Origin of the sequence: Agromyces sp. H17E-10, assembly GCF_022919715.1 — a bacterium.
Lineage (GTDB): Bacteria > Actinomycetota > Actinomycetes > Actinomycetales > Microbacteriaceae > Agromyces.
Genome location: NZ_CP095042.1, coordinates 1,732,168 through 1,745,290 on the forward strand (window position 1 = coordinate 1,732,168; position 13,123 = coordinate 1,745,290).

Genomic DNA, 13,123 nt, shown 5'->3' on the forward strand with positions numbered 1-13,123 from the left:
CCGCCCGGTCAGGGAATCACCACCTCGACGCTCGCCGTATCGGCCTGCTGCCCGTAGTCCTGCACGTCGGCGTCGAGCACGAGCGTCGTGCCCGACTCGAGGTACTCGAACGCGTACTGGATCGCCGGCAGGTCGGCTGCGACGCCGACGTCGTCGGTGCGCTGGTACTCCCACTCCCCGTCGCCCGTGAACACGAGGGCGACCGGGTAGATGCGCGCGTCGGGGTCGGGCGTCATCGCGCCGTACGTGCCCGACTCGTCGAGCACGTAGAAGTCCTCCTCGACCACGTCGCCGGCGGTGTCGAGCACGATCGAGAGCAGGGCGTCCTGGTACTCGTCGTCGTCGGGCGCGACGTACTCGAGCGGCACGTCGATCGTGCGATAGCCGGTCTCGGGGTCGGTCGTGATGTCCTGGTAGACGGCCATCTCGTCATCCCCGTCGCTGACCGTCAGGTAGGTCAGGTCGTACTGGGCCGTCACCGACGCCTCGTCGGCGCCCGCCGTGAGCTTCGCCGGCATCTCGGCGACGTAGACGAGGTCGTCTCCGTCGCGGTAGCCCGCCGACACCGTCGAGCTGATGACCGCGGCCGCAGAGGCCGGCGGCAGGTAGGCCGTGAACGTCACGCCGTCGTCGCCGAACTGCACGTCGGTGGAGCCGTCGCCCGTCTCGAACCGGGCCCGCACGTCATCGGCGAGCCGGCTGCCGCTGTCGAAGAACGCGGAGAGGGCGTCGGGCCAGGCCGGCACGTTGCGCAGCGTGTAGTAGTCGTCGGAGAAGTACGCCTCGACCTCGGGGAAGTAGATCGAGAGACCCGACGCAGCGTCGGTCGCGGGCCCCGTGGTCTCGTCGAGCACGAGCGCCTCGAGCGACTGCGCGACCGCATCGGCGGCTGCGGCGACCTCGGGCCCACCGGTCTCGGCGAGGCTCTGCACGTACCCGCCGAGGTCGATCTGGTTCGTGGCGAGCTCGGGGTCGGGGTTGCGGCCGAACTCGAGCACGTCGGACTGGGCGGTCGCCAGCTCGGGTCCGAGCCCGTCGGGGTCGGCCTCGTAGACGTCGGCGAGCGCGGTGACCGCGTCCTGCACGCCGCCCACCTGCGAGAGGTCGAGCATCGCGAGCGTGATGTCGGCGCCCGTGCCCCACTCGTCGGCCTGCTCGGCGTAGCCCTGGATGAACGCCGAGCCGAGCTCGGTCGGGGTCGTCGCCGGTTCGTCGGCGAGCACCGAGAGCTCGCCGTAGTTCCAGCCGTGGCCGGGTTCGAGCTCCTGCGAGCCGACCATGATGTCGGCGTGCTGCGACATCACGCTCGCCACCTCGTAGGTCGACATCAGGCATGCGTCGAAGCCCATGAAGTCGAGCTTGTCGATGCCGGCACGGCCGAGCCCGTCGGTGAGTGCGACGTCCATCTCGTCGAGGTCGAGGATGTCGTAGCCGTCGGACTCGTCGGGCCCCATGCCCGGCCAGCCCGCGCCGTGGTCCCACAGCACGAGGCCGTACTGGTCGGCCGGGAACCGCGTCGCCGTGTCGGCGACGAAGTCGGCGAGGGTATCGGGGTCGCCCATGTTGAGCTCGCCGGGTTCGTCGACGATCGCGAGGTGGTCCTGTTGCACCTGGAACGCGACCGTGTCCTCGAAGTCGGCGAGATCCACGGCCGGGTCGGTCGTGTAGTCGGGGCTGCGATCGACGAGCGCGACGATGTTGACCTCGTCGGTCGACCCGACCGACGCCATCTCGGCGATGTCGTCGAGCGCGTACGGCTCGAGGTCGGTGTCGCCGATCATGTAGACCATGAAGGTCCAGCTCTTCTGCTCGCCCTCCCCCTGCGGCCCGGGCCCCGCGGCGACGGGCGCCGTCGACGACGAGTTGTGCAGCATCGCGACCACGAGGACGAACACCCCGAAGATCGCCGCCAGGATTCCCCACCAAACCTTCGGCACCATGTCCCCCATCGTGACGAGCGATGGGGGACCGCCTCAAGGGCGACGGCGCGATTTCATGCGAATCGCACCACGCCCCCAAGGGCCTACTCCTTGAGGTCGAGCATGGGCGTCGGCCGGCGGAATCCCTTCGTCGCGATCGCCAGGATGATCACGCCGACCGCGAGCCAGATGCCGCCGATCAGGAACGTGCGGGGCGACAGGTTCGTCCAGAGCCAGACGGTCAGCGCGAAGCCGATGAGCGGCAGGATGAGGTTGCGGACGAGGCCCCAGCCCGAGCGCTCCCGGCGGTCGAAGTAGTAGTGCTTGATGACCGCGAGGTTGACGACCGAGAACGCGATGAGCGCGCCGAAGCTGATCATCTCGGTGAGTGCGAGCAGCTCGATCCAGATCGCGAGCAGCGACACCGCCGACACGATCAGGATCGCGACGTGCGGGGTGCCGAACCGCTTGTTGAGGTGCCCGAAGATCGAGCGCGGCAGCACGCCGTCGCGACCCATCGCGAACAGGATGCGCGCGACCGACGCCTGCGACGTGAGCGCCGACCCGAAGGCGCCAGCGACGAACCCGGCGATGAAGAGCGGCGTGAGCCACTGGCCGCCGACCGCCTGCACGACGTCGAACGCGGCGGTGTCGGCCGAGCCGAACTCGTTCGACGGGAACCCGATCTGCGCGCAGTACGCGAGCAGGATGAAGAGGAGGCCGGCGCCGATCGTCGTGATCATGATGGCCCGCGGCACCGTGCGGGTGGAGTCCTTCGCCTCCTCCGCGAGAGTCGACACGGCGTCGAAGCCGAGGAACGAGAGGCAGAGAATCGCCGCACCCGCGAACAGCGGGGCGATGCCGTCGACCGTGCCGTCGCCGGTGAACGGGGCGAGCAGGTCGACCTCGCTTCCGCCGGCCGCGGCGACCACGAGCGCGACGAACACGACGATGAAGATCACCTGCACGGCGATGATCACGAAGTTCGCCCGCGCGACCGAGACGATGCCGATGAGGTTGAGCACGGTGACGATGGCGATCGCGAGCACGATCCACACCCACGGCGGCACCGCGGGGAACGAGGTGTTCAGGTAGAGCCCGAGCACCAGGTAGTTGATCATCGGCAGGAACAGGTAGTCGAGCAGCAGCGCCCACCCCGAGAGGAACCCGACCGCGCCGCCGAAGCTGCGTTGCGCGTACACGTACGCCGAGCCCGCGTACGGGTAGGCCACGGCCATGCGCGCGTACGAGCGGGCGGTGAACACCATGACGACGAGCGTGATGATGTACGAGGCCGCCACCCGCCCGCCCGTGATCTCGGTGACGATGCCGTAGGTGGTGAACACGGTGAGCGGCACCATGTAGGCGAGGCCGAAGAGTGTGAGCGACGGAACGCCGAGCACGCGCTTGAAGCGGCCCTCGGTGACCTGCGCGGTCGCCGAGGTGGGTGAGATCAGCGGCTCGGGGGCGGGCGACTGGGACATGGGGGATCCTTTCGTGTGCGTCGCTACGTTGCGGCGCGGTATCGGGGGCTTCCTGCGAGGTAGGTGGCGCGGATGGGGAGGTCGGGCAGCTCGCCCGGGGCGAGCTCGCGCGGGTCGCGCACGAACTCGACGAGGTCGGCGCTCGCACCCGGTTCGATGCGGCCCCAGGTCGCGGATGCCTCGGCCGAGGCATCCCCGAACGCCTGGTACGCGACGGCGGCCGAGTAGGCGTCGAGTGCGCGGTCGATCGGGAGGATCTCGTCGGGCGTCCAGCCGCCGGCCGGCACGCCGTCGGCGGTCTGCCGGGAGGCGGCGATCGCAAGCCCGTCGAGCGGGGCGCCCGAGCTCACCGGCCAGTCGGAGCCGAATGAGAGCACGGCGCCCGACTCGGCGATCGTGTGCATGCGGTACTGGCGGTCGGCACGCGCCTGTCCGAGGCGCGGCACGGTGAGCACCGTCATGAGCGGGTCGAGCTGCGCCCAGAGCGGCTGCATGCACGCAATCACGCCGAGCTCGGCGAAGCGGGCGAGGTCTGCGTCGTCGACGAGCTGCGCGTGCGCGATCACGGGTCGGCGGTCGCGGGGGCCGTTGGCGTCCATGGCGCGTTCGATCGCGTCGAGCGCCTGGCGCACGGCGGCGTCGCCGATCGCGTGGATGTGCACCTGGAACCCGGCGGCGTCGACCGCGCGCACGGCGTCGTCGAGGTCGCGCCCCTGCCAGACCGCCATGCCGTGCTTGTGCAGCGCCGAGCAGTACGGCTCGAGCAGGGCGCCCGTCTCCGACTCGATGACGCCGTCGGCGAAGAACTTGACGGTGTTCGCGGTCAACAGCGGCGAGCCGAGTGCCTCGACGCGGCGGCGGTCCTCGACCATCGCGGGCAGCTGTCGGGCGAAACGACGCGGGTCGGCGTAGAGCGCGAGGTTGAAGCGAACGGGCAGCAGGTCGTGCCGGGCGGCGTCGAGGTAGCTCTCGACGTCGCCGGGCTCGACCCAGGCGTCCTGCACCCAGGTGACGCCGCGCGCGAGGTAGTACTCCCCCGCGCGCTGCAGCGCGCGGCGACGCTCGTCGACCGGACGGGGCGGCGCGACGTCGAGCACGAGGTCGACGGCGCCCCACTCGCGCAGAGTGCCGAGCGGGCTGCCGTCGGCCCGGCGGGTGATCTCGCCGAGCTCGGGCTCGGGCGTGTCGGCGTCGATGCCCGCGAGCTCGAGCGCCCTCGAGTTGACCCAGATCGTGTGGTAGTCGTAGGCACGCAGTACGACGGGCCGGTCGGCGACCGCCGCGTCGAGCCAGCGGGCGTCGAACAGGCCCTCGTCGACGAGGGCGGGGTCGTACGAGGCGCCGAAGATCCACGGCGCGTCGGGGTTGGCCGCGGCGTACCCGGCGACGGCCGCGACGATCTGCTCGACCGAGGTGCAGTCGCGCACGTCGGGGCCTTCGGCCTCGAGGCCGCCGAAGAGCGGATGCGCGTGCCCGTCGCCGAACGACGGCATGAGGAACCCACCGGCGAGATCGACGACTTCGATCGACGCGTCGGCGGCGCGGGCGGCCTCGGCCGCGGCATCCGCTTCGTCGTCGAGCGCGACCACGAGACCGTCGCGTACGAGGAGCGATCGCGAGGTGGCCGCACCGGCTCCGCGCCAGATGGTTCCGCCGAAGAAGTGGGTCGTGGTCATGCACCGTTGCTTTCCGTCGACCCGGCGTCGGTGACGCCGGGCGCTGTTCGTACGAACGTCGCGTCGTACGAACGCTGTTCATACGAACACTGTTCGTATCGAGTTCTGAGAGGTTACACTCTCCGCAGGGCAGACGGAAGAGGCGGGCGCAACATGTCGACGGTGAATCGCGAACAGCTCGTGCGCGTCGCGCTCGAGATCGTCGACGAGCAGGGCAGCGACGCGCTCACCATGCGCACCCTCGCGGGCCGGGTGCACCGGCAGGTCTCGTCGCTCTACAACCACGTCGGCAGCCGCGACGAGCTCATCGAGCTCATCCGGGCGCGCATCGTGAGCGAGATCGACACCTCGGCGTTCGCCGAGCACCGATGGGACGTCGCCCTCGAGGACTGGGCCCGCTCGTACCTGCGCGTCTTCGCGGCCCACCCGAACCTCATCCGCGTCCTCGCGACGACGCCCATCCGGGACGTGTCGACGTTCGAGATCTACGACGTCGTGATCGGGGCGCTCATCGACGCGGGCTGGCCGCTGCAGGACGCGGTCGCCGTGATGCGCACGGTCGAGGCCCATGTGCTCGGCTCGGCGCTCGACATCGTCGCCCCGGGCGACATGCTCGACCAGGCGTCGGTGCCCGCCGAGCTCGAGATGGTGCACGCCGCGCTCGCACCCGAGTACGAGGAGACCACGAGCGCCGCCGCCGCCTTCGAGATCGGCATCGCGGCCCTCCTCGACGGCCTGCGCGCGAGGCGGGCCGCCGCCGTGCCGACGACCTGACCTCGCACGATTCCGGCGCCAGCCGGTGCCGTCGCGCAAAGAATCCGCGTACACTCCCACCATGGACAACCTCGATCGCGCGATCCTCGATCTGCTGCGGCAGAACTCCCGGGCGGGCTACGGCGACATCGGCTCGTCGGTCGGGCTCAGCGCCTCCGCGGTGAAGCGCCGCGTCGACCGGCTCGTCGCCGACGGGGTGATCCGCTCGTTCACGATCCAGGTCGACCCCGCCGTCGACGGCATGTCGACCGAGGCGTACGTCGAGCTGTTCTGCCGCGGCACCGTCGCTCCTGACGAGCTCAAGCGCATCCTCCAAGACGTGCCCGAGGTCGTCTACGCGGGTACGGTCACCGGGTCGGCCGACGCGATCGTGCAGATCCGGGCCCGCGACATCGCCTCGCTCGAAGACGCGCTCGAACGCGTGCGCATCGCCCCCAACGTCGACCACACCCGCAGCGCCATCGTGCTCTCGCGGCTCGTCAACCGCAACCGCGACTGACAGCCGAAGCATGCGGATGCCTCGGGCGCGAGCCGCTCGAGAAAATCGCTGCGCTCGTCGTGTGACCTTCGCACTTCTTCCGACATCTCTCAGGTGAAGGAGGTGCACGTGGACGACCACATCGACGTCGGCGACGATGCCTTGCTCGCCGGTCTCGTGCGCGGTGACCGCGCGGCGCTGCCGGTCCTGTTCGACCGTCACGCGCCGACCGTCACGCGGTACGCGTGGGCGATCGCGCAGAACCGGCAGGATCTCGAGGAGATCGTGCAGGACACGTTCATCACGCTCTGGCGCAAGTCGGCCGAGATCGTGCTGTACGAGGCATCCCTGCTGCCATGGCTGCTCACCACGTGCCGCTACCTCGCCGCGAACGCCGGCCGCCGGCACCTCCGCAACCTGGCGGAGGAACTGCCCGACGAGTTCCGGCTCGAGCGTTCCACGCATGCGCAACGCGACGCGGAGGCGGCGCGCGAGCAGCTTCGCTGGGTGCTCGAAGAGATCGGCCGGCTCGAGCCGATCGACCGGCGAGTGTGCGAACTGTGCCTCGTCGACGGCGTGCCCTACGGAGAAGCGGCCGAGTCCCTCGGTCTCTCCGTCGGCGCGGTGAAGCAACGCGTCCTGCGCAGCCGCGCACGACTCAGGAAGGCGGTGACCGCCGATGAGAACTGAACCCCCGCACGGCGATGAACTCGCCCGCCTGCTCGCCTCGATGCGCGAACAGGTGCTGGAGCAGACCGAGGACGAACCCGCCCCCCGCGTTCGCGAATCGCGCCTCCGCAACGGCGTGCTCGGCGCACTCGCCGCAATCGCCCTGCTGCTCGGTGTCGGGGCCGGGGCCGCGTTCGCGTTCGGGCTCTGGCCCGACGGCCCCGAACCCGAGCCGGCGGCGATCTCGACGCCGACCGCCGCTCCGTCCGCGGCGCCATCGCCGACCACGACGATCGAGCAGGAGGAGTACACGGCCGTTCCGGCGCCCGACCCCGTGCCCGCGGTGATCGAGATCTCCTCGGAGCGCGTGGCCGTGATCGCCGACGACGGATCGGAGTTCGCCGCGTACAGCTACTTCGAGGAGCCCGCCCCGCTGATCGCACTGCTCACGGAGCAGCTCGGCGAACCGGTCGTCACCGAGGTCCGCCCGCAATGGGAGGGGTACAGCTCAACCCGGTACGAATGGAACGGGTTCGTGCTCTCGGACGGCATCTATCCGCCGGATCCACCGCACGGCCCCGGCTTCTACGTCCACGCAACTGCGGCGGCGGTCGGCGACCTCGTCGTACGCACGCCCCCGGGCGTCGGTACCGCAGCAGGGGTGTCGGTCGGGGATTCGACGGCGGACATCGTCGCGGAAGAATCCTGGTCGGAGAATCCCAATCCCGAGACCGGCCAGGCTTGGCGATCGACACGGATCGGTATCGGAGAGCCCCTTCCACCGCTCAGTCCGGCAACGAGCGAGTTCGAAGCCAACTTCGGTGTTTGGGTGACGGCTGACGCCGAAAGCGGTCTCGTGGTCGAACTCATTGCACCGTCGGCGAACTACGGGGTGTGAACGTCGTGCGGTTACGGTTGACCGGTCTCGACGACGCGCGGGCATGCGAGCCGCCGCACACCTCGATGCCCGAGCAAGCGATCGATCAGACCACCGACGACCCCGTACCGCGCAGGCACGAGAGGCGCGTGCGCAACGAGGTGCTCGGCGCGGTCGCAGCGATCGCACTCCTGCTCGGTGCCGGCACCGGTGCCGCGATCGGTCTCTGGCCGAGGACCGTCCCGACGCCTGCGGCGAGCTCGACGCCGACTGCACCATCGACGGCAGCGTCGAGCCCGCAGGCAACGGCCGGGCAGGACGATGAAGCGACCGCGCCAGCGCCCGACCCCGCGCCCCCACCTGACCCCGCGCCCGTGCCCGTGCCCGTGGTCATCGAGATCTCCTCGGAGCGCGTGGCCGTGATCGCCGACGACGAATCCGAGTTCGCCGCGTTCAGTTACTTCGACGACGTCGGTACGGCGGTCGCTACGTTCACGGAACTGCTCGGTGAACCGGTGGTCAGCGAACTGCAGTCGCGCGGCGATGGATTCACCGGGACCGTATACGAGTGGGAGGGGTTCGCGCTCTACGACAAGGTCTCTTCCCCCGAATATCCGTACTGGGAGAACTTCAGCGTGACCGCCTGGGCACCGACCGTCGACGGACTTGCACTGCGCGCCGCACCGGGCGTCGGCTCGAGCGTGGGCGTCGTCGTCGGCGATCGCGGCAACGAGATCCAGACCGAGGAGGGATGGTCGAGCGCCGATTCGACGGCGTACACGCGAATCGGCATCGGCGAGGATCTTCCGCCGACCGATCAGATACCTGGTGCGGATGGACTCAATTTCGGCGTCTTCGTCTACGTGGATTCCGCAACAGGAGTCATCGCGAGCTTCGGCGCTCCAGCGGCGAACTTCGGGGCGTGAGGGTCCGGAATCGCCCCTTGACCCGTCGCAGCCCGCCACCATACCGTTTGCCACATGCTCGAACTCGACCCCGCGTCATCCCTGCCGCCCTACGAGCAGCTGCACGCGGCCGTCGTCGATGCGGTGCGCTCGGGTCGCGCGGCCCCGGGCACGAAACTGCCGACCGTGCGGGCCCTCGCGGAGGAACTCGGGCTCGCGGTGAACACCGTCGCGAAGGCGTACAAGGCGCTCGAGGCCGACGGGGTCATCGAGGGGCGCGGGCGCAACGGCACGTTCGTCGCCGAGCACGGCGACCCCGCCGAGCGGGCGCTGCAGGCCGCCGCCGCGGACTACGCGGCGCTCGCGAAGCGGCTCGGCGTGGAGGCATCCGCCGCCCGTGCCATCGTCGGCACCGCACTCGACGCCGGCTGAGCGCCGGCCACGAGCCGGCCGAGCGCCTACTCCTGCGGCGGCAGCGGCTGCTTCGGCAGCTTGCGCACCTTCGCGCGCCGACGCCGGCGCTCGGGGATCATCGAGCGCATCTCCTCGAGCTTGCCGAAGCAGAGCAGCCGGTCGTCGGCCTCGAGCACGACGCCCTTGCGCGGGTTCGGAATGACGGTCGTGCCGCGGTGCAGGGTGAGCACCGTGATGTCGCGCTCCCAGAGACCGGACTCGCCGAGCGTCTTGCCGACGAGGTCGGCGTTGCCGTGCACGAGCAGCTCGGCGACGCCGTAACCGGTCGAGACGGTCAGCCGCTGGCGCACGTCGATCTCGGGGAACGCGACCTGGTTCGCGATGTAGTCGATGATCGCGCCGGCCACGTCGAGGTTGGTCGCCGTCTCGATGCCCTGCAGGCCCGGCGACGAGTTGACCTCCATGACGAGCGGCCCCTCGTCGCCCTCGAGCATGTCGACGCCCGCGACCTTGAGGCCCATGATCTGCGCCGAGCGCACGGCCGCCAGCTCGTACTCGGGCGAGAGCTCGACCGGTTCGACGGTGCCGCCGCGGTGCACGTTCGAGCGGAACTCGTCGCCGCTCGCGACCCGGCGCATCGCCGCGACCACGCGGTCGCCGACGACGAGCGCCCGGATGTCGCGGCCACGGCTCTCGGCGATGAACTTCTGGATGAGCACGTTCTGCTTCGTCGAGTGCAGCGTCTCGATGATCGCCTCGGCCACCTTCACCTGCGGCGCGAGGATGACGCCGATGCCCTGCGTGCCCTCGAGCAGCTTGATGACGACCGGCGCCCCGCCGACCCGCTCGATCGCGGGCCGCACGTCGGCCCGGTTGCGCACGAACGCCGTCGGCGGCAGCGCGATGTTGTGGCGCGAGAGGATCTGGTTCGCCCGCAGCTTGTCGCGCGCGTTCGAGATGCCGTTCGCGGTGTTCGGCGTGTAGACGTCCATCTGCTCGAACTGGCGCACCACGGCCGTGCCGAAGTACGTGATGGAGTTGCCGATGCGCGGCAGGATCGCGTCGTAGTCGCTCAGCTGCCGGCCGCGGAACTGCAGGTCGGGCTCGGGCCCCGCGAGATCGATCGCGAATCGCAGGGTGTTGAGCACCTTCACCTGGTGCCCGCGCGACTGCGCGGCGGCGCGCAGTCGCTGGGTCGAGTACGCCTGCGGCGCGCGCGAGAGGATCGCGAGTTTCATGCGTGGTGCCCTGCCAAGATGGACGATGTGACTGAGATCTCCCATTCAAGCACCATCGCGGGATGGCGCGAATGGGTTTCGTTGCCGGCGCTGGGCGTGCCGTGGATCAAGGCGAAACTCGACACCGGCGCGCGGTCGTCGTCGCTGCACGCGTTCGACGTCGAGGAGCTTCCGGCCGGCCAGGCGGCCGGGTCGTCAGGCGGCGCGGATGCCGCTGCAGAGGCGCCCCTCGGCCGTGTCCGCTTCGGCGTGCGCCCGTGGCAGGAGAGCGACGACGACGCCGTCGTCGTCGAGCTGCCGGTGCACGACCGACGTCAGGTGCGCAGCTCGTCGGGTCACACCGAGGAGCGAATCGTCGTGCTCATGGACGTCGTGCTGCAGGGTCGCACCGTGACCGCCGAGGTGACGCTCACGAACCGCGACGAGATGGGGTTCCGCATGCTCATCGGCCGCGAGGCGCTGCGCCAGGGCTTCGTCGTCGACTCGGCCCAGTCGTTCATCGGCGGACGCGCACCCCGGGGCATCCGTCGCCGCAATCGCGGGCGCTGACACGACGTGAACGAGGGCGCCCGCACCGCATTGCTTCGAGGCGAGATGCTGGCGCGGATGAACCAGGGCTGGGACGTCGTCGAACAGTCGGCGTTCGAGATGACGATGACCCACTCCGCGACACCGCCGGCTTGGCGCATGCTCGTCGAGCTGGTCAACCCGATCTACTGGCTCTCCGGGGCGCCGACGTATCCGATCCTCACGCGGACGCTGCGCATCAGCGTCGATGAACACGGCGCTGTTCACCGACGGACCGCGGGCGAACTCCCCTCCCACTGGCCGCGGGCGGACTGGGAGGTCGACGACGACCCCGCGCGGCCGGAGTAGCGACAGAACGGTCTCGACCCCGCACTTACAGGACGAGGCGGCAAGCACCCCCGCATACAGGGGTGCCGACCGCGTCATCCTGTAACCGAAGCCGACATCCGCTACCGCAATTCGCGATCGGCGAGGGCTACCAGCCGGTTGCGATGAGCTTGGCGGCCTTGAACCCTCCGTCGCCCCGACCGGAGAAGAGGAACAGTTCGCCGGTCGCGTCCTTGCGACCGACGATGTCGGCGGCGCCGTTCACGTCGCCGTAGCCTTCCTTGTAGTAGCCGTCGATGTCGGCGCCGGCGCCAACGGTGAAGGCTCCCCAGCCCGAGCCCACCTGCTTGCGCATGGCGAACGTGCCGTTGCCTCGACTGCCGACCCCGTTGCCGGCGTACATCCACAGGCGGCCGCTCGAGTCCACCGACAGGATGTCGTTCCGTCCGTCGCGGTTGAGATCACCGGCGGAGTAGAGGTCGAAGCCCTTCCAGCCGTTGCCGATCCTCGGGTAGGGGTAGAGGAAGCCGCCCTTGCCGTCGCCCCGGTACAACTTGAGGTACCCGTCGCGATCGATGGCGAGCAAGTCGGGGATGTAGTCACCGCTGACGTCGCCGACAGGGATCACACGATAGCCCGACCAACCCCACCCGATGCGCTTCGGCTTGCGCAGGGTCGCATGGCCATCACCTTCGTAGAGCCACATGTCGCCGCGCGTGTCGACCGAGACGAGGTCGTCGTAGTACTCGAAGTGGGAATACGCGGGATTCTCGTTCTCGAGCCAGTCGCGTGCGACGCCGCCCCAGTCGCCCGGCGCGTAGACCTGTTCGTCGCCGAAGCCGGTGCGCAGGGCATACGACGTGCCGACCTTGCCCGTCGACCTGCTGAGGGAGAAGACCGAGAGCGTTCCCGAGCCGACTGCGATGATCTCCCCGTATCGGTCCCCCGTTGCCGTGAGCGGACGCCCCAGCACGATCTGTTCGACGGGCCGCTTCACGTTCGGAACCATGACCTTGACGCCCGAGGTGCCGGTCGACGACTTCGCGAAGATCCGCGCCTGATCGACGGGGACCAGACCCGAGGTATCCGATCCGACGAACGCTTGATGTCCGTTCGGCGTGGTGACGCGCACGAAATGGCCGAGCAACTCCGAGCCCAGGTACTCCAACCCCGTCGCCCGGAACGTCCCGTCGGCCTTGCTGACGGCCTGCGACGCGAAGACGTGCGAACCGTATCGGTAGATATCCCGCTGCGTCGTGTGCGCGAGGATATCGAGTTCGACACCCGCGAGCGGCGTGCCGTCCTGCCTGACGACACGGCCGGTCATGACCGTCGACGGTTCGAGCCGAAACGTGACGCCGGTCAGGCCCGAGGTGCCCGGGGTGAACAGCCCGGCGAGCGCCGGTTCCCTGGTCATCGAGTTGACGGGGTCCTTGGTGGCGAAGCCCGAGAACGAGGGCTTGAGGTTCTCCTGCGCACAGCAGTCGGACCACTCGGTTCTCAGACGATACTTCCGCCCGGCCTCGAGGCCGGTGAGGCGGAACGTACCGTCGGCAGCCGCGTTCGTCGCGCTCACACGCTTACCCCAGCCGGCGCCTCCGTCGGGAAGGTACGCCGCGACGTTCTGACCTGCAGCCCGCACTCCTGCCGAGTCGACGATCACTCCGGAGATGGAGACGGTGCCGGCGGCGGCCGCGGGAACGAGCGGAGCGGTCAGGGTGAGGGCCAGCACGAGCACGCCGAGCGAGGCGAGCAGGCCGCGCCTCTTCGCAGAACCCATCGCGGGTAGGGACACGGGCAACTCCATCGTCGGGTCGGTGGTGATCCGAACATA

The 13,123-nt window shown here is 69.7% G+C and carries 13 protein-coding genes; 8 read left to right on the forward strand and 5 right to left on the reverse strand.

What is annotated here, in order from left to right; all coding sequences use genetic code 11:
* Positions 1–8: 8 nt before the first annotated feature.
* The 3 genes from MUN74_RS07720 to MUN74_RS07730 all read right to left on the reverse strand — a co-directional run bounded on the left by MUN74_RS07720 (position 9) and on the right by MUN74_RS07730 (position 5,079).
* On the reverse strand, positions 9–1,940 hold the full coding sequence (locus tag MUN74_RS07720; protein ID WP_244855895.1) for a clostripain-related cysteine peptidase: 1,932 nt from the start codon (positions 1,938–1,940) through the stop codon (positions 9–11).
* A gap of 83 nt (positions 1,941–2,023) precedes the next feature.
* A complete protein-coding gene (locus MUN74_RS07725) occupies positions 2,024–3,403 on the reverse strand; it encodes an APC family permease (RefSeq protein ID WP_244855896.1) in 1,380 nt (459 codons plus the stop codon).
* Positions 3,404–3,426: 23 nt separating this feature from the next.
* Complete coding sequence (locus MUN74_RS07730; protein ID WP_244855898.1) at positions 3,427–5,079, reverse strand: amidohydrolase; 1,653 nt, start codon at positions 5,077–5,079, stop codon at positions 3,427–3,429.
* A gap of 153 nt (positions 5,080–5,232) precedes the next feature.
* On the opposite strand from MUN74_RS07730, the gene MUN74_RS07735 reads away from it, so the two are divergent.
* The 6 genes from MUN74_RS07735 to MUN74_RS07760 all read left to right on the forward strand — a co-directional run bounded on the left by MUN74_RS07735 (position 5,233) and on the right by MUN74_RS07760 (position 9,214).
* A complete protein-coding gene (locus MUN74_RS07735; RefSeq protein WP_244855899.1) occupies positions 5,233–5,853 on the forward strand; it encodes a TetR/AcrR family transcriptional regulator C-terminal domain-containing protein in 621 nt (206 codons plus the stop codon).
* A gap of 61 nt (positions 5,854–5,914) precedes the next feature.
* Complete coding sequence (locus tag MUN74_RS07740; protein ID WP_244855900.1) at positions 5,915–6,352, forward strand: Lrp/AsnC family transcriptional regulator; 438 nt, start codon at positions 5,915–5,917, stop codon at positions 6,350–6,352.
* Positions 6,353–6,460: 108 nt separating this feature from the next.
* Positions 6,461–7,021, forward strand: coding sequence for an RNA polymerase sigma factor (locus MUN74_RS07745; protein WP_244855901.1), 561 nt, complete (start codon positions 6,461–6,463; stop codon positions 7,019–7,021).
* Positions 7,011–7,898 (forward strand): hypothetical protein, encoded by an 888-nt coding sequence (locus tag MUN74_RS07750; RefSeq protein ID WP_244855902.1) that lies wholly within the window; start codon positions 7,011–7,013, stop codon positions 7,896–7,898. The genes MUN74_RS07745 and MUN74_RS07750 overlap by 11 nt, the downstream gene beginning before the upstream one ends.
* Positions 7,899–8,296: 398 nt before the next feature.
* Positions 8,297–8,803, forward strand: coding sequence for a hypothetical protein (locus MUN74_RS07755; protein WP_244855903.1), 507 nt, complete (start codon positions 8,297–8,299; stop codon positions 8,801–8,803).
* A gap of 54 nt (positions 8,804–8,857) precedes the next feature.
* Complete coding sequence (locus tag MUN74_RS07760; protein WP_244855907.1) at positions 8,858–9,214, forward strand: GntR family transcriptional regulator; 357 nt, start codon at positions 8,858–8,860, stop codon at positions 9,212–9,214.
* A 26-nt stretch (positions 9,215–9,240) separates the two neighbouring features.
* Here MUN74_RS07760 and MUN74_RS07765 read toward each other — a convergent pair whose 3' ends face one another.
* The gene (locus tag MUN74_RS07765) at positions 9,241–10,434 is read right to left on the reverse strand and encodes a RimK family alpha-L-glutamate ligase (RefSeq protein WP_244855908.1); all 1,194 of its coding nucleotides are present in this window, start codon (positions 10,432–10,434) and stop codon (positions 9,241–9,243) included.
* An 18-nt stretch (positions 10,435–10,452) separates the two neighbouring features.
* Between MUN74_RS07765 and MUN74_RS07770 the strand changes: the two genes are divergently transcribed.
* Together MUN74_RS07770 and MUN74_RS07775 are read left to right on the forward strand one after the other, a co-directional pair.
* Complete coding sequence (locus MUN74_RS07770) at positions 10,453–10,983, forward strand: ATP-dependent zinc protease family protein (protein ID WP_244855909.1); 531 nt, start codon at positions 10,453–10,455, stop codon at positions 10,981–10,983.
* A gap of 6 nt (positions 10,984–10,989) precedes the next feature.
* Positions 10,990–11,310, forward strand: a complete 321-nt coding sequence (locus MUN74_RS07775; protein WP_244855910.1) for a hypothetical protein — start codon at positions 10,990–10,992, stop codon at positions 11,308–11,310.
* A gap of 127 nt (positions 11,311–11,437) precedes the next feature.
* Here MUN74_RS07775 and MUN74_RS07780 read toward each other — a convergent pair whose 3' ends face one another.
* Positions 11,438–13,069, reverse strand: a complete 1,632-nt coding sequence (locus MUN74_RS07780; RefSeq protein WP_244855911.1) for an FG-GAP-like repeat-containing protein — start codon at positions 13,067–13,069, stop codon at positions 11,438–11,440.
* Positions 13,070–13,123 lie beyond the last annotated feature (54 nt).